Below are 24822 nucleotides of genomic sequence, written 5' to 3' on the forward strand. Positions count from 1 at the left end.
CCCCCGTTCCGCCCGCCCCGCCCGCCGACCGGCCGGGCTCCGCGCCGTAACGGCCGGCAGCGGGTTCGCCGGGGTCGGGGCGTCAACTCCCGGACCTCGTCCCGGGGCGTCCGCCGTGTGCGACATCCCGTGGGCGAGGACACCTGCCCCCAGAGCGATGATCGTCGGCGCGGCCCCGACCACGACCAGTGCGGAGAAGCGGGCCTGCTCCCGGACCGACCTCTTCGGCCGCCCGCTCCCGGCGCCGCCCTTCGGCTGCGGCGGCATCCAGGGCTCCCCCCACATCCGACTCATGCGCCCCGTCTCCTCCGATCGGCTGGTGCCACCGTGATCCGGAGTGTCGACGGGCCACCGCCTGCGTGCCCGAACTCCATTCCCCGCCCCGGAGCCGTGCCGGGCGACGCCACCGCGCCGTCGACCGCGGACCGCTGCGCGGTGCGGGACGCGGCCCGGGCACTCCTGGGTGGGTCGGTCAGTCGACGGTGACGACCAGCTTGCCGAGCGCCGTGCCGGCGGCCATGAGCCGGTGCGCCTCGACGATGTCGTCGAAGCCGAACACCCGCACCGGGCGTGCCTTGTGGGTCCCGTCGGCGACCTTCGCGAGGATGGCGTCGAACGGCACCGCGGACAGCGGGAAGTCCTCCGTTCCCAGGACGAACGCGCTGCCGAAGAAGCTCAGTCGGACGCCCGACGGCATGTCGGTGAGCGGGGCGAAGTCCTGGACGGGGGAGAGTCCGCCGAGGAAGCCGAGCTGGCACACCCGCCCGCGGGTACGGACCGTGGCCAGCGAGTCCCGCAGCACGCTGTTGCCCACGACGTCCAGGACGGCGTCCACCGCGATGCCGCGGGCGCGGACCTGCGGCGCCAGCCGTCCGTCGTCGACCAGGACGTGCGAGGCGCCGATCCCGCGCAGCAGTCCGGCCCGGTCCGCGTCGCGGGTGGTGGCGACCACCGTGGCGCCGTGGTCGTTCGCGAGGTTGACGGCGGCCTGGCCGAGCGAGGAGGTCGCCCCGCGGACGAGCACCGTCTCGCCGGGCCGCAGGGCGAGGTTGCCGTGGAGGGCGCTCCACGCGGTGGCGTACACCTCGGGGACGGCGGCCAGGTCCGCCCAGGACAGGGTGGTGCGGACCGGCACCACGTTGCCGGCCGGAACGGTGACCAGCTCGGCGTAGCTGCCGTTCCGGGTGCGGCCCATGCCGCCGAGGAGGGCGACGACGGTCGTCCCCCCGGCGAGTCGACCGCTGGGGTCGTGCTCGACGGTGCCTGCGCACTCGATCCCGGTGACCGGGGCGACCTCGCCCCAGGCGCCGCTGCGCATGTACGTCTCGGCGTGGTTGAGGCCGAAGGCCCGTACCCGGACCAGCACCTCGCCGTCGGTGGGCCGCGGGTCGGGGAGCTCGGTGTGCCTGAGGACCTCGGGGCCGCCGTAGGTCGAGATGACGATGGCTCGCATGGTGCGTCTCCATTCTTGAGTGTTCGTTCAACTATGAGGGCCGAAAAACGGCCGCCGCGGGGTGCGGCGGCCTCGAGGGCCGGTCGGTCGGGCGGGTCGGGCGGTCGGGCGGTCGGCAGGCGGTGGCGCGGGTGGTGCCGGGCTCAGCCCAGGCCGGCGAAGGCGTTGTCGACGATCGCCCTCAGCACCGCCTCGTCCGGGTTGGCCTTCCCCACGACCATCAACCCCTGGGCGGTGGCGACCATCAGCCGGGCGGTGCCGGCCGCGTCCAGCCCCGGCCGTACCTCGCCGCGTCGCACCGCGGTCGCCAGTGCGCGGGTCATGCAGTTCTCCAGTCGGGCCAGGTGGCCGCGCACCACCGCGGCGGCCTCGTCGTCCTCGGCGGCGTCCTCGATCGCCGTGTTGACGAGCAGGCAGCCCTGGCGGCCCTCGGGGCTCAGCAGATCGCGGACGAGTCCGTCGAAGTAGCCGCGGACCTCCGCCACCGAAGCGCCGGGGCCGTCCAGCTCGCCGAGCTTCTGCGGCACGACGAGCTTGGAGTAGCGCTCGAGCGACTTGAGGAACAGGGCCCGCTTGCCGCCGGGGAAGGCGCTGTAGATGCTCCCCGGCTTGACGCCGGTCGCCTTCACCAGGTCCTCGATGGACGTGGCCCGGTAGCCGCGCTCCCAGAAGCGCCGCATGGCCGCGTCCAGGACCTGCTCCGGCTCGAACTCCCGTGGTCGTGGCATGCGGACAACATATATGAGTGGTCATTCAAGAACAAGTGGAGCGGGGGGCCGGCGACGGGGCAGCCGGCCTCCGGATCCGTGTCACGGCCGGTCCGAGCGGTGTCCTGATGGTCCGTCCGGGTGTCCGTCGGCGCGGCGCGGCCCGAGGGCGGCGCCGCCCGGCGCTAGTGTCTGATGACCCATCAGGTTCCGGATCGGGAGAGAGGCCAGGAGTGCGCACCCTCCGCTCGCGGTGGCTGAACGCGGCCGCAGGTCTCTGCGTCTGCGCGTCGGTCCTGGCCGGCTGCGGGAGCAGCGGCCAGGGCGGCCCGGTGACCTTGAACTGGTACAACTTCCCCGACGACTCGGGCGCCCTCCAGCAGGCGGCCGACCGGTGCGGTCAGCAGTCGGGCGGCCGCTACACCGTCAAGTACAACAAGCTGCCGCGCGGCGCGGACGGCCAGCGCCAGCAACTGGTGCGCCGGATGGCCGCGCACGACACGGGCGTGGACATCCTCGGTCTGGACGTCACCTGGCCCGCCGAGTTCGCCGAGGCGGGGTGGATCCGGGAGTGGACCGGCGCGATGAAGGAGCAGGCCACCGCCGACACCCTCGACGCGGCCGTGCGGACCGCGACCTGGCAGGGCCGACTGTTCGCGGTGCCGTACAACTCCAACACGCAGCTGCTGTGGTACCGGGACGACCTGGTGCCGAACCCGCCGAAGACCTGGGCGGAGATGCTCGCCCAGGCGAACGCTCTGGCCGAGCAGGGCAAGCCGCACTACGTGGAGATCCAGGGCGCGCAGTACGAGGGCCTGACGGTGTGGTTCAACACCCTGGTCACCAGCGCCGGCGGCTCGATCCTCACCCCGGACGCGCAGGCACCCTCGCTCGGTCCGCCCGCGGTCGTCGCCGCCGGCGTGATGCACGACACCGCCACCTCGTCGGCCGCCGACCCCTCGCTGCCCAACCAGATGGAGGACCAGAACCGGCTGGCGATGGAGTCCGGTACCGCAGCCTTCGAGCTCAACTACCCCTTCGTCTACCCGTCGATGAAGGCCAATCAGCCCGAGCTGTTCAAGCACTTCCGCTGGGCACCGTACCCGTCGGTGCTGCCCGGCCGGCCGGCCAGCGTGACGATCGGCGGGATCGACCTGGCCGTCGGCGCGTACGGCAAGCACCCGGACCTGGCGTACGAGGCCACCCTGTGCCTGCGGGACCGCGAGAACCAGCTCACCAACGCGCTGGAGGGCGGCCTGCCGCCGTCGCTGCGCAGCCTGTACCAGGCCGCCGAACTCACCCGGAGCTACCCGTTCGCGGCGGACGTGCTGGCAGCCCTGGAGACCGCCAGCGTGCGGCCGCAGACGCCGGCCTACCAGAACGTGTCGATCGCCATCTCGCACACCCTGTCGCCGCCCGCCGACATCCATCCGGAGAGCACCGTCGCCGACCTCCGCGGGCAGATCGAGGATGCCCTCGGCTCCAAGGGGTTGATCCCGTGACACCTGCCACCGCACCCGGCCCCCGGGCCGAGAAGAGCACCGCGGAGTCGGAGGGCGCCCGTCAGGAGCGCCGGCTGGGCCTGCTGCTGTGCGCGCCCGCCGCGATCGTGATGCTGGCCGTCACCGCCTACCCCATCGTGTACGCGGTCTACCTGTCCCTGCAGCGCTACGACCTCCGCTTCCCGAGCCAGGCCCACTGGGTGGGCCTGGCCAACTACGGCGCGGTGCTGAGCTCCCCGTTCTGGTGGCAGGCGCTGTGGGTCACCGTCCTGATCACCGTGGTATCGGTGGCGATCGAGCTGGTGCTCGGCATGGTGCTCGCGCTCGTCATGCACCGGGCGGTGTTCGGCCGCGGTACCGTCCGCACCGCGGTGCTCGTCCCCTACGGCATCGTGACGGTCGTGGCCGCGTACTCGTGGCAGTACGCCTGGACGCCCGGCATCGGCTACCTCGCGGCGCTGCTGCCGGAGGGCAGCGCCCCGCTCACCGACCACTGGCAGGCGATCGGTCTGATCATCCTCGCCGAGGTGTGGAAGACCACGCCGTTCATGGCGCTGCTGCTGCTGGCCGGCCTGGCCCTCGTCCCCGACGAGACCGTCCGGGCGGCGATGGTGGACGGCGCGACCTTCGGACAGCGCCTGCGACTGGTCATCATCCCGCTGATGAAGCCGGCGATCCTGGTCGCCCTGCTCTTCCGCACCCTGGACGCCTTCCGCATCTTCGACAACATCTACGTCCTGACCGGCGGCTCCAACGACACCGGCTCCGTCTCGATCCTCGGCTACGACAACCTCTTCACCGCCCTCAACCTCGGCATCGGGTCGGCGATCTCGGTGCTGATCTTCCTCTGCGTGGCGATCATCGCCTTCGTCTTCATCAAGGTCTTCGGCGCCGCGGCGCCGGGTGGCGAACCGGAGCGCCGATGAACAACCGCACCCGCACCCTGACCGGTTGGGGCGTCGCCAACCTGATCGTCGTCCTCTACGCGCTCTTCCCGGTCTGGTGGATCGTCGCGCTGTCCTTCAAGGAGCCGAGCACCCTCACCGACGGCGACTTCATCCCCCGCGAGTGGACCTGGGAGAACTACCGCGGGATCTTCCAGACCTCCGAGTTCACCCGCGCCCTCGTCAACTCGATCGGCATCTCCGTGATCGCCACCACCGTCGCGGTGGTGCTCGGCACCATGGCCGCGTACGCGGTGGCCAGGCTGCGCTTTCCCGGCAAACGGCTGCTGATCGGGGTCTCCCTGCTGATCGCGATGTTCCCGCCGATCTCGCTGGTGTCACCGCTGTTCAACATCGAGCGCGCGCTCGGGATCTTCGACACCTGGCTGGGGCTGATCATCCCGTACATGACCTTCTCGCTGCCGCTGGCGATCTACACCCTGTCGGCGTTCTTCCGCGAGATCCCCTGGGACCTGGAGAAGGCGGCCAAGGTGGACGGCGCCACACCGTGGCAGGCCTTCCGCCTGGTCATCGCCCCGCTGGCCGCGCCAGGGGTGTTCACCACCGGCATCCTCGTCTTCATCTTCTGCTGGAACGACTTCCTGTTTGCCATCTCGCTCACCTCGACCACCGCGGCCCGGACCGTGCCGGCCGCGATCGCCTTCTTCACCGGCAGCTCCCAGTTCCAGCAGCCGACCGGGTCCATCGCGGCCGCCGCGGTGGTCATCACCATTCCGATCGTGATCTTCGTTCTGCTGTTCCAGCGCCGCATCGTCGCCGGCCTGACCGCCGGCGCAGTCAAGGGATGAGACCGCCCCACCGGGCGGACCAGGAAGGCGAACCGTGGCCGAGATCGTCCTCGACGGCATCACCAAGCGCTACCCCGACGGCGCACTCGCCGTCCGCGACTTCAACCTCACCATCGGCGACGGTGAGTTCGTGATCCTCGTCGGCCCGTCGGGCTGCGGCAAGTCCACCACCCTGAACATGATCGCCGGGCTGGAGGACATCACCGAGGGCACCCTGAGCATCGGCGGGCAGATCGTCAACGACCGCGCCCCCAAGGACCGCGACATCGCCATGGTCTTCCAGAGCTACGCCCTCTACCCGCACATGACCGTCCGCGACAACATGGGCTTCGCCCTGCGCCTGGCCAAGGTCGACAAGGCCGCCATCGCCGCCAAGGTCGAGGAGGCCGCCCGCATCCTCGACCTGACCCAGCACCTCGACCGCAGACCCGCCAACCTCTCCGGCGGACAGCGCCAGCGCGTCGCGATGGGCCGCGCCATCGTCCGGGACCCGAAGGCCTTCCTGATGGACGAGCCGCTGTCGAACCTCGACGCGAAGCTCCGGGTCCAGATGCGCACTCAGATCGCCGCCCTGCAAAGGCGCCTGGGCACCACCACCGTCTACGTCACGCACGACCAGGTCGAGGCCATGACCCTCGGGGACCGGGTGGTCGTCATGCGCGCCGGCGTCGTCCAGCAGGTCGGCTCGCCCCAGCACCTGTACGACGCCCCGGTGAACCTGTTCGTGGCGGGATTCATCGGCTCGCCCGGCATGAACTTCCTCGGCGCAACGCTCGAACAGAACACGCTGCGCACCTCGCTGGGCGACGTTCCGCTGGACGACCGGATGCGACGCGCCCTGGAGCGGGCGGACGCGCCGCGCGACCTCATCGTGGGCATCCGGCCCGAGGCGTTCGAGGACGCCTCGCTGATCGACGAGCACGCGGGCGGCATCACCTGCACCGTCACCGTGGAGGTCCGGGAGTCCGTGGGCTCCGACGTGTACGTGCACTTCGCCGAGGAGGGCGGGCCGGCCCGTACCGAAGAGCTCGCCGAACTCGCCGCCGACTCGGGACGGGCGGACACCGGTATGCAGGAACACCGGGTGGTTGCCAGATTGAACACCGCCACCAGCGCCGCCGAGGGCAGCCCGGTGGACTTGTGGATCGACACCACCCGCCTTCACGTCTTCGACCCCGCGAGCGGCACCAACCTGACGCGACCCGATCAGTCGGCGAACTGATGCCGATCCGGCGCCGACCGGGGAGCTCCGGCAGGAACGACGCGTGGCACGGCGCATACGCACGCCGTGCCGCCGTCCCCGCCCTCCATGCCGCAGGCGCCTCCCCGAGGCCGCTGCCCCTTCACCGGAACGTCGCTATCACCCGGCTGCTGAAACGCATGGGCTCCGTGGCTGCTCCCGCAGAGTGAGCACCCCGACGGCATAACCCTCGTGGTCCACCACCGGCCACGCGTCCAGACCGCGGGAGCGCATGGCGGCGGTCGCCGCGGTGGCGGGCATGTCGGCGGTGGCGAACGGGGCACGGTCGAGGACGATGTCGCGCACCCGGGTTCGCTCGGTGTACCAGGAACGGGCCTGGAAGGGAGCGAGGTGCAGGCGGGTCAGCAGCCCGGCGCAGCGGCCGTCCTCGGCGCGGACCAGGACGTGGTCCGCGCCGGAGGTGTGCAGGATGTCCATGGCCGAGTCGACCATGAGGTCGTCGCTGATCTGCAGCTCCGGGCGTTTCATGACGTCGCCGACCGTGGCGGCGGTCCCGGGGTGTTCGCGTGTGGTCGAGATGGCCGGACTCCTTCGTGTGTCCTTCGTCGGGGCCGGCGGTGATCCGGTGCCGGCGCGGTGGGGCGGCCTGCGGTGCCCGTCGGAGCGGGCCGCGGCTGCGGCCCGGCACCGGTGGGCGGCGTGGTGGCCGGACTGCGGCTCCGTCCGGCCCACGTGGTGTCCTATTCGGAGACGGTGACGCGCCCGGGCGAGGCGCTGCGCGGGCCGTTGGTGGTCCGCGGGGTGCGGGCGCCGTGGGCGGGACGTCGGCCGCGGTTCCCGGCGGAGGCGCTTCGACGCGGCCGCTCGACGACGGGGTCGGCGATCGTGACGGGCACGCCGGTGGGGACGCGGGCGCCGGTGATCCGGGCCAGATCTTCGTCACCGGCGAGGACCCGGGTGGTGATGGGGACGATGCCGGCCGTGGTCATGGTGCGGGCCATCCGGCGGCGCTGGTTGGGCAGGACGAGCGTGACGACGGTGCCGGACTCGCCGGCCCGGGCCGTCCGGCCGCCCCGGTGGAGGTAGTCCTTGTGGTCGGCCGGCGGCTCCAGGTTCACGACCAGATCGAGGCCGTGGACGTGGATACCGCGAGCGGCGACGTTGGTCGCGATCAGTGCGGTCACCTCGCCCGTGCGGAACTGCTCCAAGGTGCGGGTGCGCTGGGGCTGGGACTTGTCGCCGTGCAGGGCTGCGGCCCTCACCCCGTTCTCGAGCAGGTCGTCGACCAGCCGGTCCGCGACGGTCTTGGTCTCGGTGAACATGATCACCCTGCCGTCGCGGGAAGCGATGTGGGCGATCGTGGCGTGCTTGTCGGAGTTCTGTACGTGCAGCACGTGGTGCTCCATCGTGCTGACCGCCGCCGCGGACGGGTCCACCGAATGCGTGACCGGGTCCGTGAGGAAGCGTTGCACCAGGCGGTCGACGTTGCGGTCCAGGGTGGCGGAGAAGAGCATCGTCTGGCCACCCGGGGCGACCTGCTCCAGCAGCTCGGTGACCTGGGGCAGAAAACCCATGTCGGCCATCTGGTCGGCCTCGTCCAGCACCGTGACGGTGACCTCGTCGAGTCGGCAGTCGCCGCGCTGGACGAGGTCCGCGAGCCGGCCGGGGGTGGCCACGACGACGTCGGCCCCCCGGCGGAGCTGGTGGGCCTGGCGGCCGATCGGGACCCCGCCCACCACGGTCGCCGTCCGCAGGCGCACCGCGTGGGCGTAAGGGGTGAGCGACTCGGCGACCTGTTGCGCGAGTTCGCGTGTGGGGACGAGCACCAGTGCGAGTGGGCTGCGGGGTTCGGCACGCTGCCCGGCGAGGCGGGACAGCAGTGCGAGGCCGAACGCGATGGTCTTGCCGGAGCCCGTACGGCCCCGTCCCAGCACGTCCCGGCCCGCCAGCGAGTTCGGCAGCGTCGCGGCCTGGATCGGGAACGGCGAGGTGACGCCGCGACGGGTCAGCACCGACAGCAGCGCCGTCGGCATGTCGAGCTCCTCGAAGGACTCGACGGCCGGCAGGGCCGGGGTGGTGGTCGCCGGCACCGCGAACTCGCCCTGCGGGGACGGGTCCTGATGGCGGCGGGCGGAGGACGGCCGGCTGCCGGCCGGGCGCGAGCCGCCGGAGGGGCTGCCTTCGGAGCGGGAGCCCGTGCCGGAGCGGGAGCCGGCGTTCCGGTGCGAGGGGCGACTGGAGCGGTTCATGCGGGAAGCCTTCCTCAGGGCGGCACGTCACGAGGAAGGCTCCGCGGCGCAGGACGCGCAGGCGAAGACCGCAAGGGAACGGGCCGGAAGTGTGGCGGGCGGGGCGAGATTCGTGGCGCCGCGCGGCCCACCGCCCCGGGGCGGTGCTCACCGCAGAAGGCGGGAGCGGCGAGTCTCGAACCGGAGGCATCGGTCACGGAACCGGGGGCCGGAGTGGCCGGGTGTGCGACCGCAAAGCCGAAAGGCCCGCACCGGGCATGTACGCGGTGCGGGCCCCTCGCTGCCAGGCGGGTGCCGTGCAGTACTACAGCGGGCGGATGTTCTCGGCCTGCGGGCCCTTCTGACCCTGCGTGACGTCGAACTCGACCTTCTGGCCCTCGAGCAGCTCACGGAAGCCGTTGGCGTTGATGTTCGAGTAGTGGGCGAACACGTCCGGGCCGCCACCCTCCTGCTCGATGAAGCCGAAGCCCTTTTCCGAGTTGAACCACTTCACAGTGCCATTAGCCATTAATATCTCCTTCGAGGGGCTGTCCGAAGCCCGCACAGTGCAAGCTCCGCGTCGCCGTGATGAGCACCCGCCCGGGGAAGAGCCGGGAAACAAAAATGCGCCTGCGAAATACATCAGCAGGCGCACACAAAGTTCATGGGAACCACTACTGCAACAAAAACCACTGTAGCAGGCCGAAGCCCGCTGCGGGCGGATATTTCGCTCCGGGTTTCCCGGAGTCCTCCCGTCCGGCCCGTCGCTCCGGGCCGGCCGGCCGTCAACGTGCTTGGGGGTCAAGGTGGTTGGCGTGGCCGTGTGCGCCTTTCGCGTGGGTGAATTCCGGGAGAAATGGAATGTGCAGCAGTCGTGTCTCCGGCGAGTCGCTGTTCACGGCCCGTAGGTGAGGCCGGTACCCCCGCCGGCCTCGATCGGCCAGGACAGCGAACCGCTGCCGAACGGCCGGCCGGTGGTGGCCACCTGCACCCGTCCGTGGCCCGGTTCATCGGCTCCCGCGTCCCACCACCAGGCTGCGATCGTCTCCCGCCGCCTCCTCGGTCGGGTCGAAGCGGCGCAGCCGGTCCGGGAGCGTCCACGGCTCCCGATCGACAGCCGCCCTCTGCTCCGGCGTCATCGCCCGCCACCGAAGCCGCCACTCCTCGACGTCGACGTGCTCGTCGTGCTCCGCTTCCGGGGGCTCGGGCGCGCACCGCCGGACGAACCGGGCGGGCGGCAGGCGCGGCCAGAGCCCACCTCGGGGCCGGTCGGCTCCACGGTGGGGACGTACGCACTGGCACCTGTCTCGCGACGTACGCGCGTGCGAAGCCGTCCGCGATCAGCTGCACCTCGTCCCGGGCCCCGGCCGCAGGCGGAGGCCGGGGCGAGCGACTTTCCCCATCGATGATCGCGGCTTTCGGCCGGAGGGCTAGGCTGGGATCCATGCCGAACCCTGACGGGCTGCTCGTCGACATCGCAGCGATGGTCGAGTCCGAGCACAGCAACCAGATGTCCCTGACTGTGGTGGTCCCCGGAGCGGTGATCACCGGGAGGCTGGCGCCGATGGCGCTGTGGCAGGAGCGCGTGGCGGAGGTCCTCCAGGCCTCGGACCACCTGAAGCCGTTCGCGGCCCTCTTCGCGCCACCCGCCGACGGGCTGCCCGCCCGCCCGACCCACCTCCATCTCCACCGGGCGAAGATCCTTCAGGGCGACTTCGCGCTGCCCCACACCGGCGGCATGTACCGCATCGCCATCGAGGACATCAGCAGCTGGACGATCGGCGACCTCGGCTACTCCACCACCTGAGCCCCGCGCTCCAGCGGGCGGAGGGCCCCGACTCGCGGTGCGAGGGTTGCTCTCCGCCCGGTGTCAGCGGGCGCTGCCGAGGTTCCGGTCGTGCTCGGCGCCCTCGAGCATGAGGGTGGTCTCCTCGATCCGGCGGAAGCGGCCGTCGGGCGCGAACTCGGCGAAGAGGTAGACCTCCATGCGGACGGTGGACCCGTCGGTCTTGACGACCTCCATCGTGTGGCGGTCGGCGTAGCGGTCGCCGGACGCGAGTTCGTCGTGGACCTCGACCGAGCCGCCGGCGACGACCGTGCGCAGGTGGGCGATGTGGGCGAGGAACTCGGTGCGGTCCGCCCAGTCGCCGTCGGTGCGCTGGCGGTAGTCGGGGGCGAAGTGCCGGTCGGCGGCCTCGTCCAGGCCGAGGCCCGGGGTGAGGAGCAGGTCGGTGAGGGCGGCGCGGACGTCGGTGCGGGTCATGGGGAGTCCTTCGGGTGCGTGCGGGGGTGCCCGCCGTGGATCGAGCGGAGATGCGTGCCTTGAGCACGCTTATAACTGTAGCAGGAAAAGCGTGCGCCGCGCACGCTAATCTGGAGGGGTGAACAACTCGACCGGACACGACATCGCCGACGCCCTCGCCCTGCTCCTGCGGCGCAGCACCCGCGCCCGCCTCTACACCCGGCTCACGGACGGCCTGGGGGAGGCGGTCGACGACCTCACCTACCCCGTTCTCAGCGGCCTGGCCCGCACCGGCCCCCGCAGCGCCGCCGACCTCGGCCGTGAGATCGGCCTCGACCGCACCACCGTGACCCGGCGCGCCGACCGTCTGGAACACGCAGGCCTCATCCAGCGCCAGCCGGACCCGGCCGACGGCCGCGCCACCCTGCTCGCCCTCACCGACGACGGCCGCACCGTCATCTCCGCCACCCGGCAGCGACTGGCCGCCGGCATCGAGGACTCACTCGCCGGCTGGCCCCGGGACGACGCCCAGGACTTCGCCCGCCTGCTGCGCCGCTTCGTCGACCAGGGGCCCTTCGCCGCCGACCATGACTGACCGTCGGGCGCCGACCGCCGTGCCGCTGATCCGCCGCCGTCCGGGATGCGCCGGCCCGGCAGAGCGGGTCGGTACCGGCGAGGGGGCCGGGGTCGGTGGCGGCGCGAGATGGCGCGCAGCAGGGCCGGGCCCGGGGTGGCGGAGCAGACCGAGGGCGCGGGTCGTCTCCTTACCGGCGGGCAGGAGGACGGTCAGCTGCTGGGCGTCCGAGGTCAGTTCGAGCGTCTCGCGCCGCAGTCGGAGCCGGTGTCCGCCCGGGAGGTCGATCCGGAGGACGTCGCGCTGGGGGACGGTGTTGCCGGTTCAGGCGCTCGGTGAAGTCGGGGCCGGCGACGGGCGCGAGGCCGGCGGTGAGCCACGCGGAGTTCTCGACGGACGGTGCGAGCCGGATGTCGAAGGCCCGCTCGTCCGAGACGGCGTCCCAGCCGGCGAAGAACGCCCTGGCCCGGGGGCCGGTGAACACGTGGCGGGTGAGGTGGGGGCGTCACCGCCGAGCAGTCCGCCCGCGCCCATCGCCGAGGGCAGCCGTCGGTGTGCGCGAGGAGGTCGCCCGGCCGGTCGGTCACCGCGGCGATTCCGGGTTCGACGGGGCGGAGCACCTCCGGCACGGCCGGTCGGACCTCCCGGCACGGCGGTGCGGGCCTGGTCCGGCCGGCGCACTCGCCGCCCGTGGTCTTCGCGAGGTACCGCAGGTGATTGCGCTCCGGGGCGTCGAGGGCGAGCGCGTCGGCGAGCGCGTGCAGGATCGGCAGCGAGGGCGCCGACCGGCTTCCGAGCCCGTTCCCGGGCCGCCCGAGCGGGGCCGCCCGATCGGGCGGGGGGAGCGACGGCAGGGGAGTGCAGAGGAAATTCGCCCCCGCAGTGATACCCGGGGCGGGGTTGAGGCGTGTTCACAGGTACACGATCGACACACCGAACGGGGAATGGACCATGCGACGTTGGACGGCACTGCCGGTGGCACTCGTGCTCGTGGGGCTCGGATCGGCGGTGACACCGGCCGCCGCCGCGACGGGGACGGCGACCGTGCAGTGCGAGTCGGGCTGGGGCAGCCTCGACAAGGCGGGCGCGGCCAGGACGGACGACTACCGCTCCATGACCGGCATCAGGACGGGGACGCACCCCTGCTTCGACCGCATGGTCGTGGACGTGCCCGGTTCGTCGCCCGCCGCTCCGGTCGCGTACCGGATCGGCTACACGGACTCGCCGATCGGCACCACCACGGACGACCGGCAGATCCCCGTTGCCGGCGGCAAGGTCCTGACCGTCGTCATCGGCGCGCACACCACCGACGCCGACTGGAATCCGACCTACCCGATGCGCACGGGGGAGAGGCTGCCCGGGCTCGACTTCACGGGCTACCCCACGTTCGTGGAGGCCCGGGGTGCCGGCTCGCACGCGGGCGAGACGCGGATCGGGCTCGGAGTCCGGGCCCGGCTGCCGTACCGCGTCCTCCAGCTCGACAACCGCCTGGTGATCGACGTGGCGCACACCTGGGGCACCACGGGCTGATCGGCCGGACGGATCCACGCCCCCGCGCCGGCAGAGCGCCGACGCGGGGGCGGCACGGAACCGGGAACCGTGAGGACGCGTCCGGAAGCACGGGACGATCACGGGGGACGATCACGGGGGTTGGCATGGAACCGACGAAGGAACGCCGCAGAGCCGGAGGCTGCGCATGGGTGGCGCTGTGGGTCTTCGCGGCCTTCGTCCTCGCCACCTCCGGCATCCTCTACGGCAACGCCCGGGTGATGGACGCCTGGCACTGGTGCCTGACCCAGGACCACGAGCCCGACCCCCGGCTGGCCGCGGCCACCCGCTCGGCGTGGGCGGTCGGGTTCGTCACGCTGCTGCTGCCCGGCGCCGTGCTCTCCCCGCTGCCGCGCAGCCGGCGGTACCTGCTGCCGGTCATGGTCGTCACCGCTGCGGCACTGACCTGGCTCTACGTGACCGGGATGGGCGCACCTGCGCCCTTGCCGCCGGGGGTGCCGCCGGAAGTCGCGTGCTGGCGCCTGCCGAGCTTCCCCTTCACCGGCTGATCCCGGTCCGCGGGCCGGGCGACGAAGCAGTCCCCGGTCGGCGTCGCCGCCCGCGGAAGACCTGCGGACGGCCTATGCCCGCGCTGTGCGGCGGTCGAGGCGGACGGTCATCTCGACGCTCACCTCGTCCCCCGCCGCGAGGTCCTGCGGCTTGCGCACGGAGCTCTTGAGCGGCAGCAGGTAGCCGCCGTCCTTCGGGAAGAGCGAGGTGGCGAAGGCGACGTTCCCGATGCGGGCCTCGACGGGGACGACACCCCAGCCGTAGCTGGCCTGAGCGGCGACTTCGCGGATGTCGGCGGCCTGCTCCGCCGGCACGGGGACGAAGTAGAACGGCGAAGGCCCGCGCCACTCGATGACGTGGCCGGCGAAGACGAGGTCCATGGCGTGGGTCCGTTCCTGACGGGGAGCCTGCGTTCGGCAGCCTAGCGGTGACGCCGTCGAGGGATCCGCCACGTCCCGCCCGTGCCCGTGACCCTGACCGTCAGGGGGAGACGGTGGCCGCCCGCACGTCTGCGCGCCCCACCGCCCCGGCCGTGGCCCCGGCTGCGGCCGACCGGGCGGCGTAGGTGGCGGCGATGCCGTCGCGCAGCGGCGTTCTCGGCCGCCAGTCGAGGGCGGTGGTGCGGGAGACGTCGAGCACCTTGCGCGGCGTGCCGTCGGGCTTGGACGGGCCGAAACCGATCCTGCCCTCGAAGCCCACGACCTCCGCGACCAGGTAGGCGAGTTCACGGACCGTCAGGTCCTGTCCGCATCCGACGTTGACCGGCGCGCTGCCGCCGTGGTGGCGCAGCAGCGTGGTGCAGGCCTCGCCGAGGTCGTCCACGTGCAGGAACTCGCGGCGGGGCGTGCCGCCGCCCCGGAGCACGACCTCGTCGAGTCCGTCGCGCTTCGCCTCGTGAAAACGGCGGACGAGGGCGGGCATCACGTGGGAGGACTGCGGGTCGAAGTTGCCCTCGGGACCGTAGAGGTTGGTCGGCATTGCGCAGATGTGGGACGCCCCGTACTGGCGCCGGCAGGACTGGACCTGTACGAGCCCGGTGATCTCGGCGAGGGCGTAGGCCTGGTTGGTGGCCTCCAGCGGCCCGGTGAGCGGGGCGGATTCGCGGATTGGCTGCGGTGCCGGGCGGGGGGGGGGGGGGGATGCAGGACGACCCCAGGAAGAGCCGCCGCTGCACGCCCGCGGCGTACGCCGCGGGGATCACGCTCCGGCATGTACAGCGATCGCGAGGTGGCCGCGCAGGTCGCCTTCGTGCGGATCTGCGCCCACTACGTCGGCAACGGTGCCTGGCTGGAGGAGGACCGACTCCTCCGCAGCACCCACCGACCGGGTGGCGTCCCGGCGGTGCTCGTCGAGCGAGGCGGTGCGGCAGGCCGTCCGGACGGCCGGCGAAGCGTTCAAGGACCGCTGGCCCTCGGGGCCGGTCGGTGGGCAGGGACCCCCCACGGGCCCCTGCCCACGGACCGACTCCGAGGGGGCACGTCACCCGAGGGGGCTCGGCTCGCCGTCCTCGGACGGCGACTCCGCGGCGGCTGCGGAGATCCCGGCGAGCACCGTGTGCAGGCGGCGTGTCGCGTTCTCGGCGTCGGCGAGTTCCTCCGGCGTGGGGACGACGGTGCCGAAGGACTGGCCCTGCGCGGCCGGCAGGATCCGCCAGTGGAGGACGGGTGCGAGCGCGGTGCTGGCCCGGGCGAGGAACCAGGCCAGCCGGCCGTGGGTCCGGGCGATGCCGATCGCCAGGACGGCCAGTGCCTCGCGCAGGCGTTCCAGGCGCTCGATGCCCGGCGACGGCCCGTCACAACCGGTGCCCACCGCGTCCGCCAGTCCCGACGCGGTCTTGAGGGCCAGTGCCGTGTCGCCCGGCGCCAACTCCCACAGCCCGTCGCGGAGCTGCCGCTCGGCTTCCGCGACCAGGGCCTCCACCTGCGCGGAGATGTCGCAGCCGTCGGACCCCGAGAACGGCGGCCGCCCGCCGGGGGCCGTCCCGATGTCGAAGGCGGTCTGCGGGTGCACGTCGCTCTCTCCCCCTGGTCGTGGGCGCGCCGTCATGTGTCGCCCCCGACTCTCGCCGTCCCCGGGTGCCGTCCGCAGCCCGTGCAGCGAACCCTTGGCGCGGGCGGAGGCCGTAGAACGAAGGCACCGGACACCGGGGGCACCGGTCGCGCTGGTGCACCGGCGCAGCTGCCGGCCTTGACCGGGAGCCGACCGCGACGACCGACGAGCACGGAGTGCCGGGACCGTGCCCCACGTCGCACGGACGGAACTGCGGACGGGCGATCAGTCGGCCGGGCAGCACCGGCAGCCCGGCCCGCACCGCCGACGGCCCCGCACCCGACGGGCGAGCCGTCCGCCGGCACGAGCGGCGGTGTCTGTCCGTGTCCCCGAGCCCCGGCCGGTGGCCCTCCCCGGTCCGGTCGTCCGCAGCAACCCTGCCGTCGCGCTCCGGGCCCTCGCGTGCATTCGCACGTGTGGGGCGGGGATTTCCGGCAAGGCGCCCCTCACCAGGGGTGCCGGTGGGGGACTCGTCGCCGGCCCGGACGAGAGGAACGATGTCGTGGCCGTGATCTCCCGACTGCCCGGTCCGCTCCACCAGCGTTGGGACTGGCAGTTGCAGGGCGCCTGCCGCCGGTCCGACGCGCGGCTGTTCTTCCATCCGTCGGGAGAACGCGGCCGGGCCCACGACGAGCGGGAGGAGGCCGCCAAGCGGATCTGCGGGGACTGCCCCGTGCGTGCGGAGTGCCTCGCCCACGCCCTGAGCGTCCGTGAGCCCTACGGGGTGTGGGGCGGCATGGGCGAGGACGAGCGCAGGGCCGTCATGGGGCCGGCGCGCCGCCGGGCGTACCCGGCGGCGGGCACGGGCCGCGGCGCCGGGCGGCGGTGATCAGTCGGCCGCCAGGGAGTCGAGCAGGGCGAGGGCGTCCTCGACCGAGCCCGCCGGGTCGGTGACGGGGTAGAGCACGCCCCGCACGGTGCGGGCGGCGTCGAGGACGAGGGTGAGCCGCTTGAGCCGGTCCACGCCGGCGGCGCGGAAGGTGGGCAGGCGCAGCGAGGCGGCCAGCTGCAGTTCGGCGTCGGACAGCAGCGGGAACGGGATCCGCGCGTGTTCGGCGAACGCGGCGAGCTGGTCCGGGCGTTGGGTGCTGACGCCGTACACGGCGGCGTCCCGGGCGGCGAACTCGTCCATGCGGTCGCGGTAGGTGCAGGACTCCAGGGTGCAGCCGGGGGCGCCCGGGACCGCGCTCCAGCCGGGCGGGTAGTCGAGGCCGCCGGGAGCGTAGGCGCCCGGGTAGCAGTACAGCACCGTCCAGGTGCGGTCCGCGGCGACGGGGTCGATCCGGCCTCCGTCGGCCGCGGCGAGGTCGAACCCGGGCAGGCGGCGGCCGGTCAGCGCCATGACCCGGCGGGTCTCGGCGGAGTCGGCGGTGCTGGTGCCGGAGAGCGTGCCGTCGCCCATGACGTACCGCCCGCCCCAGTCCTGAAGGGCGACCAGGACGGGCAGCAGGCCGCGTCCGGTCTCCGTCAGGTGGTACTCGTAGCGCGGCGGGTGCGGGTGGTAGAGCCGCTTCTCGAGTACGCCGTCGGCGACCAGGGCCTTGAGGCGTTCGGTGAGTACCTTCCGGCTGATGCCCAGTGCGCCCTGCAGTGCGTCGAACTGGTGCGTGCCGCCGGCGACGTCCCTGATCAGGAGCAGGGTCCAGGTGTCCCCGACGACCGTCAGGGCCTGGGAGATCGCGCAGTCGGGGTCAGCCGCTTCGGTGTGCCGCATGACCACCGATTATAGTGAGTTCCCTAAAGAGACTCACTCCGGCCGGGTCGGGCCTGCACGGGCCCCTCCGGCGCGCGGGTGGATCGGTCGCAACGAAGGGGTGGACGTGACGACGGAGACGGTGGACTCGCCGCACAGCGGCGCAGCTCGTGGCACCAAGGACACCGACGTGGGCGAGAACGGCGGGCACGGCGACGGGAGCGGGCACGGTCGCGGCGCGGGGGCGTTCTGGCGCTACTGGACGGCCTCGACGGTCAGCCGGCTCGGGGACCAGGTGACGGCGGTCGCGCTGCCGCTGGTCGCTGTCGTCACCCTGCACGCCACGGCCCTCCAGGTCGGTCTGATCACCGGAGCCGCCTACGTCGCCTGGCTGCTGATCGGGCTGCCCGCCGGCGTCCTGGTCCAGCGCCTGCCGCTGCGCGGCACGCAGATCGCGATGGACCTCGTCCGGGCCGCCGCCGTCACCTCGGTGCCGCTCACGGCCGTCCTCGGGGTGCTGGGCCTGCCGCAGCTCGTGGCGGTGGCGCTGGTGGTCGGCCTGGCGAGCGTCGTCTTCGACGTGGGAAACGCCACGTTCCTGCCCTCGATCGTCGCCAAGGAGCAGCTGACCGCCCGCAACAGCCTGGTCTCCGGCAGCTCCGCCGCGACCGAACTCGCCGGGCCGTCGCTCGGCGGCGTGCTGGTGCAGCTCCTCGGCGGAGCCGCTTCGATGCTCCTGGACGCGGTCAGCTACCTCGCCTCGGCGGCACTGCTGCGCAGCCTGCCGTACGCCGGGCAGCCGGCCGGTGAACGGGCGCGCGGCGCCGGCATGCGGGAACAGATCCGCGAGGGCTGGCGGTACGTCACCCGCCACCCGGTGATCGGGCCGTGCGCCGCCGACGCCACCGCGGTGAACTTCGTCTGCGGCGGGCTGATGACGCTCACCCCGGTGTTCCTGGTCCGCACCCTGGGTGCCCCGGCCGCCGTGGTCGGCGCCCTGATGGCCACCGCCGGCCTCGGCAGCCTGCTCGGTGCCGCCGCCACGCCCCGGCTGGTCGCCCGGCTCGGCAGTGGCCGCGCCCTGTGCCGGGCCGCCGCGATCGCCGCCGGCTTCGCCTTCCTGCTGCCGCTGGCCGGCTCCGGCTGGGCGGCGCTCGTCTTCGCCGTCGGCAACGCCGGCTTCTCCGCGGGCGTGGTGGTGACGAGCATCGTCACCCGTACGCACCGCCAGACGCAGACCCCGCCGGAGCTGCTGCCGCGGGTGATGGCCACCGTCCGCTTCGTGTCCTGGGGCGCGATCCCGGTCGGTGCGCTCGCCGCCGGGGCCGCCGCCGAGGCCTGGGGGACGCGCACGGCCCTGCTGCTGATCGCGGTGTGCAGCGTGGCGAGCCCCGCGATCCTCCTGGCGAGCCCGGTCCGCCGGCTGCGCGAACTGGCGTGAACCCCGGGCCCGCCGGTGCGGTCACCGGCGGGCTCCACGGGGCCACACCGCCGGGACTGATCGGCGGCCCGTGGCGAGGACGAGCGCGGTCACCGGGCCGTACGCCACCTCGCCGCCGTCCTCATCAGACTCCGCCGATGACCAGGTGTCAGGATGCTTCCGCTGTCACCCGGCGGACGGGCTGGCGCTGTCGTGGTCGCCACGGTCGGCCGCCGCACACCCTCGGCATCGCGGCGGCGCAGCAGTTCGCCGATCAACCCGCTCGCTGCGCCCGTCCCCGTACTCGTCGGAGGTGTCGACGAGGTCCACGCCCGATGCGAGCGCCGCCTGCCATGTGTCGAGCGCGTCCTCTTCCGTCACCCGCCCCAGCCTTCGGCCGGGAAGCTACGGCTGCACCATCGCCTGTGAAGACACGCCGTACGACCGGGCCCGGGCGACCCGGGTGGTTCCGGTGACCGCCATGAGGACCGAGTAGAGCGAGGTCGTCGCCGTGATGAAGAGGCGGTTGTTCTTCGGCCCGCCGAAGGCGAGGTTGGAGACGGGCTCGGGGACGCGCAGGCGGCCGATGAGCGTGCCGTCCGGGTCGTAGCAGTGCACCCCGTCGTCCAGGGCCGCTGCCCACAGCCGGCCTCCGTCGTCGAAGCGGATGTTGTCGAAGCCGCTCTCCGGGGCCTTCGCGAAGACCTCGCCGTCCGAGAGGGTGCCGTCCTCGCGGACGGCGAAGACGCGGATCTGCCGCAGCCGGCTGTCCGCCACGTAGAGCCGCCGCTCGTCGGGGGAGAAGACCAGGCCGTTGGGGCCCTCGAAGCCGTCGGCGACCAGCCGCACCTCGCCGCTGTGCGGGTCGATCCGGTAGACGTTGCAGGCGCCGATCTCGCCCTCGGCCCGGTGGCCCTCGTAGTCGCTGGTGATGCCGAAGTCCGGGTCGGAGAACCAGACCGAGCCGTCGGAGTGGACCACGGCGTCGTTGGGCGAGTTGAGGCGCCTGCCCCGGTAGCGGTCGGCGAGCACGGTGACCGACCCGTCGTGCTCGGTGCGGGTCACCCGGCGGTTGCCCTGCTCGCAGCTAACGAGCCGGCCCAGGCCGTCCAGGGTGTTGCCGTTGCTGTGGCCGGCGGGGGAGCGGAAGACGCCCACCGTGCCGGTCGCCTCGTCCCAGCGCAGCATCCGGTCGTTCGGGATGTCGCTCCAGATCAGCTGGCGCCAGGCCGGCAGGTAGACGGGACCCTCCGCCCAGCGGCAGTCCCCGTACAGCCTCTCCAGGCGGACGTCGCCGTTGGCGCACCGCCCGGTTCGGAAGCGCTCGTCCAGAATCTCGTACAGGCCGTGGTTCATCTCGTCGGACACTGTCATCCCCCAATCGCCTATGGCCGAATGGTGTTCGGCCATGACGGAGTATGGCAGAAGCCGATATGGTTCCACCATGGCATCGGAGAACCTCGACGAGACCGACCGCGCGCTGATCGCACTGCTGCAGCAGGACGCCGGGCAGGCGTACGCGTCCCTGGGCAGGGCGGTCGGGCTGTCCGCCGGCGCCACCCACGAGCGGGTCCGCAAACTCCGCGAGCGCGGCATCGTCCGACGCACCACCGTCGAGGTCGACCCCAAGGCGCTCGGACTCGGCGTCCTCGCCTTCGTGATGGTCGACTCCTCGGCCTGGATGGGCGACTCCGCCGCGGCCTTCGCCGCGATCCCGGAGATCGAGGAGGCCCACATCATCGCCGGCAGCGCCTCCGTCCTGGTCAAGGTCCGCACCGCCACCACCGAACAGCTCCAGGACGTGCTGCGCCGCCTCTACGCCATCGACGGCGTCTGCGGCACCCAGGCGACGGTCTCCCTGGAGACCTTCTTCGAACGCCCGCCGTCACCCGCCACACCCTCGTCCCGGGCGCCGGGTGCGTGATCCCCGGCCGGAGACGCGGCTCCCGAATCGCGGGCCGGTTCCGTCCGAGGCGTGAGACGAATCGCCCTCCTCCGCCGGGCGCCCTTGACGGGCTCCGCCCGCGGGTCGACACTCCGGCAGGGGAGTCCTCGGATGCGGACGGAGGGGTCGTGGGGCGGACGGAGCCGGTCGCCGGGGGCGTGTCGCACGCCGTCCCACCGCTGCCCGTCCTGACGTCCCGTCGCCACATCGACCTGCTGCGGGTGTGCAGCAGCCTGGCAGGCAGACCCCGCATCCGCGGCGGCCGCGGCCCGGTGCCCGCCGCCGTCTGACGCCGCCTCAGTCCGTCCGCTCCTCTTCCCGGCCCCCGGCCGTCCTCCTCGTCCCCGCCGGACACCCGGCGTGCATGCTCGCATGCCCGCACGATCTGGGAGACCCTCATGCCCGCATCATCGTTCCCGTCCGTCGCGCCCTCCTTCCGCGGGAGGATCGGGCACGACGCCCGCAGCGGCTACAGCGCCGTGCCGCACCGCTACCGGCTCCACCTCGCACGGTCCTGTCCGGACTGTCTCCGGATCGCCGTCACTCACAGCCTGCTCGGCCTCGACGACACCCTGCCGATCGGCTGGCTGCCGGCGCTGCCCGACGACGGCGACGGCGGGTACCTGGCGCTGCGGCCGCTCTACGAGGCCAGCTCGCACCGGCACCGCGGACCGGCCGCGGCGCCCGTGCTCAGCGACGAGTGGAGCGGACGGATCGTCAGCACCGACAGCGGCGAGATCCTCACCGATCTGGCCCACCGGTTCGACCGGGACGGAGCGAACCTCCGGCCGACCGGGTCCGGCGCCGCCGTCGAGGCGGTGGCCCTGCTCTGCGAACGCGGCCTCGACGCACCCGCCCAGCGCGCCGGCCTGGCCGGCATCGCCCCCACCGAGCGCGAGACCGCACTGCGGAGCCTGCTGGACGGCCTCGGCGTCATCGAGCAGCGCCTGGCCGACCGCGACCACCTGCTGGACGAGGGCCCGACCCTGGCGGACGTCCAGGTCTGGGCGAGCCTCGTCGAACTGGACACCGTCCACCGCTGGCACCTGAACGCCGCCGCCGTCGACCGGGTCGCCGACCACCCCCGGGTGTGGGACTACGCCCGCCGGCTCGCCCGGCACCCCGCCTTCGGCCGCCACCTCGACCTGGCGGGCATCGACCGCCGTCACCGGGCCCGCTGCCGGGGCGAGGAGGACGCGGGTGCGGCGATGCCGATCGTGGACTGGGCCCGGTATGCGCGGCCGCGGGCGGCCGTGTCCGGCTGAACGGCCCTGCGGTGTCCACCGGCCGGCCCCACCCGAGGGCCGGCCGGGTCACGCCCGGCGCCTGCGCTGCGGGCCCTTCCGCCGGAAGACGGGCTCGGTGCTCGGCAGACGTTCGGAGAACAGTCCGGACGGCGACACCGACGGCGGCAGCCGGCGCAGGTCCGCGTCGAACTCCGCGAACCGCGCCGGGCCTCGCCGAGCATGCCGCCGTCCGGGTCCACACCGGCCACCTCACCGAACAGGCCGGCCAACCCGGTAGGCGGTGTGGAGCACCCGGCAGCGGTCGGCTGCCCCCTTCCGGGGCTCGTGGCCCAGGAGGTCCTCCTCCAGGGGCCGCCGCAGGCCGTCCAGCGGATCGTCGTCCGGCACGAGCCTCACGGCGCGCTCCTCGTCTCTCCCGGGGGTGCCGTCGCCACGGGGATGCCCTCGGGCCGTCCGGCGAGCAGGGCCGCGATGTGGTCCGCGCAGCCCAGCGCCGCGTCGGCCATGGCGCGTCCGGTCATTCCGGCGGTGTGCGGGGTCAGCAGGGCGTTCGGGAGGCCGAAGAGCGGTGAGGCGAAGGCGGCGTGCTCGTGGGCGAAGGTGTCGACGGCGGCCGCCGCCAGCGGGTGGGCCGGGTCGCGCAGGGCGTCCGCGAGCGCCTGTTCGTCGACGATGCCGCCGCGGGAGGTGTTCAGCAGGATCGACCCGGGTCGCATCAGCGCCAGTTCCGCCGGGCCCATCAGCCCCGCCGTCAGCCGGGTGAGCGGCAGGTGCAGCGACACCACGTCGCTGGTGGCGAGCAGCGCAGCGAGGGAGTCGGTCCGGTGCAGCGGTGCGGCGGGCGGGGTGCGGCGGTCGGGCGTCCGCGACCAGCCCTGGACGGTCATGCCCAGCAGGCGTGCCCGCTCCGCCAGCGCAGAGCCGGTCCGGCCCAGTCCGGCGATGCCCAGGGTCAGCTCGGACAGTTCGGCCGCGGCAGCGGTCGGTGTGCTCCAACGACCTTGGTGCGCGGCGTCGTTGTGTGCCGTCAGCCCCCTCGTCAGGCAGAGCAGCTGGGCCAGGGCGAACTCGGCGACGGCGTTCGCGTTGGAGCCCGGCGTGTGGGTGACGGCGACGCCGTGACGCGCGGCGGCAGCCAGGTCGACGTGGTCCGTGCCCGCGCCCGCCCGGCCGATCACGCGGAGCGGACGGGCGAGCGCGCCGTCGGTCGCCGCCGCGATCAGACCGGCGCGCAGCGGAGCGCCCGCGCGGGACTTGAGCGCGTGGTAACCGAGACCGTCGCGGACCACTTCGTCGATCAGCGCCGACTCGTCGAACAGGTCGACGTCGGTGAAGTCCACCCGGTCCGCCCACGCGGCCACCGCACCCGCCCGGTCGCCCACCCGCCGAAGGTTCAGCGTGACGGCCAGGCCATGGCCGATCATGCGCTCCACCTCGCGGTCCAGCAGCACCCCGGGAGCCGCGTCCAACAACAGGATCCGCATCTGCCCCACTCCGTCCCCCCTCGCCGTGCACGGACCCTATGCGGCTCGGTGTCGGCGGCGGAAATCGGCGGTCGGCCCGCAGGGAGGGGGTGGGCGGATCGCCCCTCATCGCCCCTCAGAGGGTGTGGTGGCCGTCGGTGCGGGGTAGACGTGTGAGCCGCCTGGACGGAAAGGGGAGTGGTCGGCCATGGCCGGACTCACGGTGACCAGGGGCTCGATGCCGCAGGGCCCCGTGCTCTTCCTGGACGGCGAGGTGGACCTGTACAGCGTCCCCGCGCTGGCCGACGCGCTCGAGGACGTGGTGGACCTGTGTCCGCCCGGTGCGCCGGTCACGGTGGACATGGCGCAGGTGGAGTTCTGCGACTCCTCCGGCCTCAACGCCCTGCTGCAGGCCCGTGCCCGGGCCACCCGCCGGAGCGTGGCCGTGCACGTGGCGAGGCCCTCGCCGCAGGTGGCGCGCCTGCTCGACGTCACCGCGACTGCCGAGCTGCTGCTGCCACCGTCCCCCGGCGCCGACTGAGGCCGGCGCGGCGAGGCACGCGGCGCGGGTCTCAGCGGTGGTGAGCGGTTCGAGGCGGGCGTCGGTGGTGAGGCGGCGGATCCGGACGCCGGGCCGGCGGCGGTGCCGATCGGGCAGAACGGACCGAGGGAGCTGATCGAGCTGAACGGACCGAGGGAACGGACCGGCCGGAACGGACCGATCCGACCGGCCGGCGGCTCCGAACGGCAGGAGCGGGACGCACACCGGGCGGCCCGCTGCCCCAGGGAGGAGCCGCCATGGTCACCGTCGAACGTCGGATCCCGGTCGGACGGCCCGCCGAGGAGGTGCTGCGCTACCTCGCGGACTTCGCCCACACGGCCGAGTGGGACCCGGGCACGGTCAGGTGCGTCCGCACCGGCACGGGCCCGGTGACGGAGGGGTCGCGCTGGACCAACACCTCTCGCTTCCGCGGACGCACCACACAGCTGGAGTACCGGCTCGTCCGCCGGGACGCGGAGCGCCTGCTGTTCGTGGGGGAGAACCGGACGGTCACCGCCATCGACGACATCACCGTCCGGCCCGCCGCCGGGGGCGGCGCGGTCGTCGACTACCGGGCGCAGCTGCGCTTCAAGGGCATGGCGAGGCTCGCCGCGCCGTTCCTCAAGGGCGCGTTCGAGGACCTGGCGGACGGCGTCGCGGCCCGGCTGCCGCAGGTCCTCGCCGCGCCTGTGGCCGACCGCTGAGGTCCGACGCCGTGGCCGGACGCAGCGGATGCGGCCGGCCGG

Annotated in this window: 27 protein-coding genes and 1 pseudogene; 15 read left to right on the forward strand and 13 right to left on the reverse strand. The window is 73.3% G+C overall.

The genetic code is table 11. From position 1 onward, the window contains the following. Positions 1 to 472 precede the first annotated feature (472 nt). Together KSNIM_RS36145 and KSNIM_RS36150 are read right to left on the reverse strand one after the other, a co-directional pair. Positions 473 to 1453 (reverse strand): zinc-binding dehydrogenase, encoded by a 981-nt coding sequence (locus KSNIM_RS36145; protein ID WP_263107413.1) that lies wholly within the window; start codon positions 1451 to 1453, stop codon positions 473 to 475. Between the two features lie 143 nt (positions 1454 to 1596). Next, positions 1597 to 2181, reverse strand: coding sequence for a TetR/AcrR family transcriptional regulator (locus KSNIM_RS36150; RefSeq protein ID WP_263107414.1), 585 nt, complete (start codon positions 2179 to 2181; stop codon positions 1597 to 1599). Between the two features lie 311 nt (positions 2182 to 2492). On the opposite strand from KSNIM_RS36150, the gene KSNIM_RS36155 reads away from it, so the two are divergent. From KSNIM_RS36155 to KSNIM_RS36170, 4 genes are read left to right on the forward strand one after another with little or no spacing between them, the layout of a single operon-like run. Beyond that, positions 2493 to 3662 carry an ABC transporter substrate-binding protein gene (locus KSNIM_RS36155; RefSeq protein WP_263107415.1) on the forward strand — a complete coding sequence of 390 codons (1170 nt, stop codon included), beginning with the start codon at positions 2493 to 2495 and terminating at the stop codon, positions 3660 to 3662. Further along, entirely contained in the window at positions 3659 to 4588 is a 930-nt protein-coding gene (locus KSNIM_RS36160) for a carbohydrate ABC transporter permease (RefSeq protein ID WP_263107416.1), read from the forward strand. Before KSNIM_RS36155 ends, KSNIM_RS36160 begins: the two co-directional genes overlap by 4 nt. After that, a complete protein-coding gene (locus tag KSNIM_RS36165) occupies positions 4585 to 5415 on the forward strand; it encodes a carbohydrate ABC transporter permease (RefSeq protein WP_263107417.1) in 831 nt (276 codons plus the stop codon). The genes KSNIM_RS36160 and KSNIM_RS36165 overlap by 4 nt, the downstream gene beginning before the upstream one ends. Positions 5416 to 5449: 34 nt before the next feature. Continuing rightward, entirely contained in the window at positions 5450 to 6637 is a 1188-nt protein-coding gene (locus tag KSNIM_RS36170; RefSeq protein ID WP_263107418.1) for an ABC transporter ATP-binding protein, read from the forward strand. 138 nt (positions 6638 to 6775) lie between these two features. Here the strand turns inward: KSNIM_RS36170 and KSNIM_RS36175 are convergent, their stop codons facing one another. From KSNIM_RS36175 to KSNIM_RS36185, 3 genes are all read right to left on the reverse strand, one after another. Then, positions 6776 to 7144 (reverse strand): CBS domain-containing protein, encoded by a 369-nt coding sequence (locus KSNIM_RS36175; RefSeq protein WP_263107419.1) that lies wholly within the window; start codon positions 7142 to 7144, stop codon positions 6776 to 6778. Between the two features lie 212 nt (positions 7145 to 7356). Then, complete coding sequence (locus KSNIM_RS36180) at positions 7357 to 8865, reverse strand: DEAD/DEAH box helicase (protein WP_263107420.1); 1509 nt, start codon at positions 8863 to 8865, stop codon at positions 7357 to 7359. 304 nt (positions 8866 to 9169) lie between these two features. Continuing rightward, positions 9170 to 9373, reverse strand: a complete 204-nt coding sequence (locus KSNIM_RS36185; RefSeq protein WP_045694210.1) for a cold-shock protein — start codon at positions 9371 to 9373, stop codon at positions 9170 to 9172. Between the two features lie 915 nt (positions 9374 to 10288). Between KSNIM_RS36185 and KSNIM_RS36190 the strand changes: the two genes are divergently transcribed. Beyond that, entirely contained in the window at positions 10289 to 10651 is a 363-nt protein-coding gene (locus tag KSNIM_RS36190; RefSeq protein ID WP_263107421.1) for a hypothetical protein, read from the forward strand. A gap of 63 nt (positions 10652 to 10714) precedes the next feature. Here KSNIM_RS36190 and KSNIM_RS36195 read toward each other — a convergent pair whose 3' ends face one another. Then, entirely contained in the window at positions 10715 to 11107 is a 393-nt protein-coding gene (locus tag KSNIM_RS36195) for a nuclear transport factor 2 family protein (RefSeq protein WP_263107422.1), read from the reverse strand. A 118-nt stretch (positions 11108 to 11225) separates the two neighbouring features. Here KSNIM_RS36195 and KSNIM_RS36200 point away from each other — a divergent pair, with 118 nt between their 5' ends. The 3 genes from KSNIM_RS36200 to KSNIM_RS36210 all read left to right on the forward strand — a co-directional run bounded on the left by KSNIM_RS36200 (position 11226) and on the right by KSNIM_RS36210 (position 13717). After that, a complete protein-coding gene (locus tag KSNIM_RS36200) occupies positions 11226 to 11681 on the forward strand; it encodes a MarR family winged helix-turn-helix transcriptional regulator (protein ID WP_263107423.1) in 456 nt (151 codons plus the stop codon). Between the two features lie 930 nt (positions 11682 to 12611). Further along, on the forward strand, positions 12612 to 13190 hold the full coding sequence (locus tag KSNIM_RS36205) for a hypothetical protein (RefSeq protein WP_263107424.1): 579 nt from the start codon (positions 12612 to 12614) through the stop codon (positions 13188 to 13190). A gap of 125 nt (positions 13191 to 13315) precedes the next feature. Next, the gene (locus KSNIM_RS36210; RefSeq protein WP_263107425.1) at positions 13316 to 13717 is read left to right on the forward strand and encodes a hypothetical protein; all 402 of its coding nucleotides are present in this window, start codon (positions 13316 to 13318) and stop codon (positions 13715 to 13717) included. 72 nt (positions 13718 to 13789) lie between these two features. On the opposite strand, the gene KSNIM_RS36215 is transcribed toward KSNIM_RS36210, so the two are convergent. The 3 genes and pseudogenes from KSNIM_RS36215 to KSNIM_RS36230 form a co-directional block, all read right to left on the reverse strand. Beyond that, positions 13790 to 14098 (reverse strand): DUF1905 domain-containing protein, encoded by a 309-nt coding sequence (locus KSNIM_RS36215; RefSeq protein WP_263107426.1) that lies wholly within the window; start codon positions 14096 to 14098, stop codon positions 13790 to 13792. 100 nt (positions 14099 to 14198) lie between these two features. Next, positions 14199 to 14922: pseudogene (locus tag KSNIM_RS36220) on the reverse strand (NAD-dependent epimerase/dehydratase family protein); the annotation flags it as partial. A 275-nt stretch (positions 14923 to 15197) separates the two neighbouring features. Beyond that, complete coding sequence (locus tag KSNIM_RS36230; protein WP_263107427.1) at positions 15198 to 15728, reverse strand: hypothetical protein; 531 nt, start codon at positions 15726 to 15728, stop codon at positions 15198 to 15200. A 541-nt stretch (positions 15729 to 16269) separates the two neighbouring features. Between KSNIM_RS36230 and KSNIM_RS36235 the strand changes: the two genes are divergently transcribed. After that, the gene (locus tag KSNIM_RS36235; RefSeq protein ID WP_263107428.1) at positions 16270 to 16596 is read left to right on the forward strand and encodes a WhiB family transcriptional regulator; all 327 of its coding nucleotides are present in this window, start codon (positions 16270 to 16272) and stop codon (positions 16594 to 16596) included. Here KSNIM_RS36235 and KSNIM_RS36240 read toward each other — a convergent pair whose 3' ends face one another. Continuing rightward, positions 16597 to 17481 (reverse strand): winged helix-turn-helix transcriptional regulator, encoded by an 885-nt coding sequence (locus KSNIM_RS36240; RefSeq protein WP_263107429.1) that lies wholly within the window; start codon positions 17479 to 17481, stop codon positions 16597 to 16599. 106 nt (positions 17482 to 17587) lie between these two features. Between KSNIM_RS36240 and KSNIM_RS36245 the strand changes: the two genes are divergently transcribed. Further along, a complete protein-coding gene (locus tag KSNIM_RS36245; RefSeq protein ID WP_263107430.1) occupies positions 17588 to 18901 on the forward strand; it encodes an MFS transporter in 1314 nt (437 codons plus the stop codon). A gap of 384 nt (positions 18902 to 19285) precedes the next feature. Here the strand turns inward: KSNIM_RS36245 and KSNIM_RS36250 are convergent, their stop codons facing one another. Continuing rightward, positions 19286 to 20254, reverse strand: a complete 969-nt coding sequence (locus KSNIM_RS36250; RefSeq protein ID WP_263107431.1) for an SMP-30/gluconolactonase/LRE family protein — start codon at positions 20252 to 20254, stop codon at positions 19286 to 19288. A gap of 70 nt (positions 20255 to 20324) precedes the next feature. On the opposite strand from KSNIM_RS36250, the gene KSNIM_RS36255 reads away from it, so the two are divergent. From KSNIM_RS36255 to KSNIM_RS36265, 3 genes are all read left to right on the forward strand, one after another. After that, a complete protein-coding gene (locus KSNIM_RS36255) occupies positions 20325 to 20804 on the forward strand; it encodes an Lrp/AsnC family transcriptional regulator (RefSeq protein ID WP_263107432.1) in 480 nt (159 codons plus the stop codon). Between the two features lie 149 nt (positions 20805 to 20953). Beyond that, positions 20954 to 21115 carry a hypothetical protein gene (locus KSNIM_RS36260; protein ID WP_263107433.1) on the forward strand — a complete coding sequence of 54 codons (162 nt, stop codon included), beginning with the start codon at positions 20954 to 20956 and terminating at the stop codon, positions 21113 to 21115. A 108-nt stretch (positions 21116 to 21223) separates the two neighbouring features. Then, on the forward strand, positions 21224 to 22090 hold the full coding sequence (locus tag KSNIM_RS36265; protein ID WP_263107434.1) for a glutathione S-transferase C-terminal domain-containing protein: 867 nt from the start codon (positions 21224 to 21226) through the stop codon (positions 22088 to 22090). Positions 22091 to 22321: 231 nt separating this feature from the next. On the opposite strand, the gene KSNIM_RS36270 is transcribed toward KSNIM_RS36265, so the two are convergent. Together KSNIM_RS36270 and KSNIM_RS36275 are read right to left on the reverse strand one after the other, a co-directional pair. Beyond that, positions 22322 to 22468, reverse strand: a complete 147-nt coding sequence (locus KSNIM_RS36270) for a hypothetical protein (protein WP_263107435.1) — start codon at positions 22466 to 22468, stop codon at positions 22322 to 22324. Further along, a complete protein-coding gene (locus KSNIM_RS36275; RefSeq protein WP_263107436.1) occupies positions 22465 to 23556 on the reverse strand; it encodes an NAD(P)-dependent oxidoreductase in 1092 nt (363 codons plus the stop codon). The genes KSNIM_RS36270 and KSNIM_RS36275 overlap by 4 nt, the downstream gene beginning before the upstream one ends. Positions 23557 to 23743: 187 nt before the next feature. On the opposite strand from KSNIM_RS36275, the gene KSNIM_RS36280 reads away from it, so the two are divergent. Together KSNIM_RS36280 and KSNIM_RS36285 are read left to right on the forward strand one after the other, a co-directional pair. Next, positions 23744 to 24076: an STAS domain-containing protein gene (locus tag KSNIM_RS36280; protein WP_263107437.1), complete on the forward strand. Its 333-nt coding sequence runs from the start codon at positions 23744 to 23746 to the stop codon at positions 24074 to 24076. A gap of 257 nt (positions 24077 to 24333) precedes the next feature. Then, entirely contained in the window at positions 24334 to 24780 is a 447-nt protein-coding gene (locus KSNIM_RS36285; protein WP_263107438.1) for an SRPBCC family protein, read from the forward strand. Positions 24781 to 24822 lie beyond the last annotated feature (42 nt).

Source organism: Kitasatospora sp. DSM 101779 (assembly GCF_025655475.1).
In the GTDB taxonomy this organism is placed as follows: domain Bacteria; phylum Actinomycetota; class Actinomycetes; order Streptomycetales; family Streptomycetaceae; genus Kitasatospora.

Excerpts from the sequence above, each read along its gene's own strand:
- KSNIM_RS36145 (WP_263107413.1), bottom strand. The coding sequence starts at position 1,453 with ATGCGAGCCATCGTCATCTCGACCTACGGCGGCCCCGAGGTCCTCAGG.
- KSNIM_RS36150 (WP_263107414.1), bottom strand. The coding sequence starts at position 2,181 with ATGCCACGACCACGGGAGTTCGAGCCGGAGCAGGTCCTGGACGCGGCC.
- KSNIM_RS36165 (WP_263107417.1), top strand. The coding sequence starts at position 4,585 with ATGAACAACCGCACCCGCACCCTGACCGGTTGGGGCGTCGCCAACCTG.
- KSNIM_RS36175 (WP_263107419.1), bottom strand. The coding sequence starts at position 7,144 with ATGAAACGCCCGGAGCTGCAGATCAGCGACGACCTCATGGTCGACTCG.
- KSNIM_RS36180 (WP_263107420.1), bottom strand. The coding sequence starts at position 8,865 with ATGAACCGCTCCAGTCGCCCCTCGCACCGGAACGCCGGCTCCCGCTCC.
- KSNIM_RS36185 (WP_045694210.1), bottom strand. The coding sequence starts at position 9,373 with ATGGCTAATGGCACTGTGAAGTGGTTCAACTCGGAAAAGGGCTTCGGC.
- KSNIM_RS36190 (WP_263107421.1), top strand. The coding sequence starts at position 10,289 with ATGCCGAACCCTGACGGGCTGCTCGTCGACATCGCAGCGATGGTCGAG.
- KSNIM_RS36195 (WP_263107422.1), bottom strand. The coding sequence starts at position 11,107 with ATGACCCGCACCGACGTCCGCGCCGCCCTCACCGACCTGCTCCTCACC.
- KSNIM_RS36205 (WP_263107424.1), top strand. The coding sequence starts at position 12,612 with ATGCGACGTTGGACGGCACTGCCGGTGGCACTCGTGCTCGTGGGGCTC.
- KSNIM_RS36210 (WP_263107425.1), top strand. The coding sequence starts at position 13,316 with ATGGAACCGACGAAGGAACGCCGCAGAGCCGGAGGCTGCGCATGGGTG.
- KSNIM_RS36215 (WP_263107426.1), bottom strand. The coding sequence starts at position 14,098 with ATGGACCTCGTCTTCGCCGGCCACGTCATCGAGTGGCGCGGGCCTTCG.
- KSNIM_RS36240 (WP_263107429.1), bottom strand. The coding sequence starts at position 17,481 with ATGCGGCACACCGAAGCGGCTGACCCCGACTGCGCGATCTCCCAGGCC.
- KSNIM_RS36250 (WP_263107431.1), bottom strand. The coding sequence starts at position 20,254 with ATGACAGTGTCCGACGAGATGAACCACGGCCTGTACGAGATTCTGGAC.
- KSNIM_RS36255 (WP_263107432.1), top strand. The coding sequence starts at position 20,325 with ATGGCATCGGAGAACCTCGACGAGACCGACCGCGCGCTGATCGCACTG.
- KSNIM_RS36265 (WP_263107434.1), top strand. The coding sequence starts at position 21,224 with ATGCCCGCATCATCGTTCCCGTCCGTCGCGCCCTCCTTCCGCGGGAGG.
- KSNIM_RS36275 (WP_263107436.1), bottom strand. The coding sequence starts at position 23,556 with ATGCGGATCCTGTTGTTGGACGCGGCTCCCGGGGTGCTGCTGGACCGC.
- KSNIM_RS36280 (WP_263107437.1), top strand. The coding sequence starts at position 23,744 with ATGGCCGGACTCACGGTGACCAGGGGCTCGATGCCGCAGGGCCCCGTG.
- KSNIM_RS36285 (WP_263107438.1), top strand. The coding sequence starts at position 24,334 with ATGGTCACCGTCGAACGTCGGATCCCGGTCGGACGGCCCGCCGAGGAG.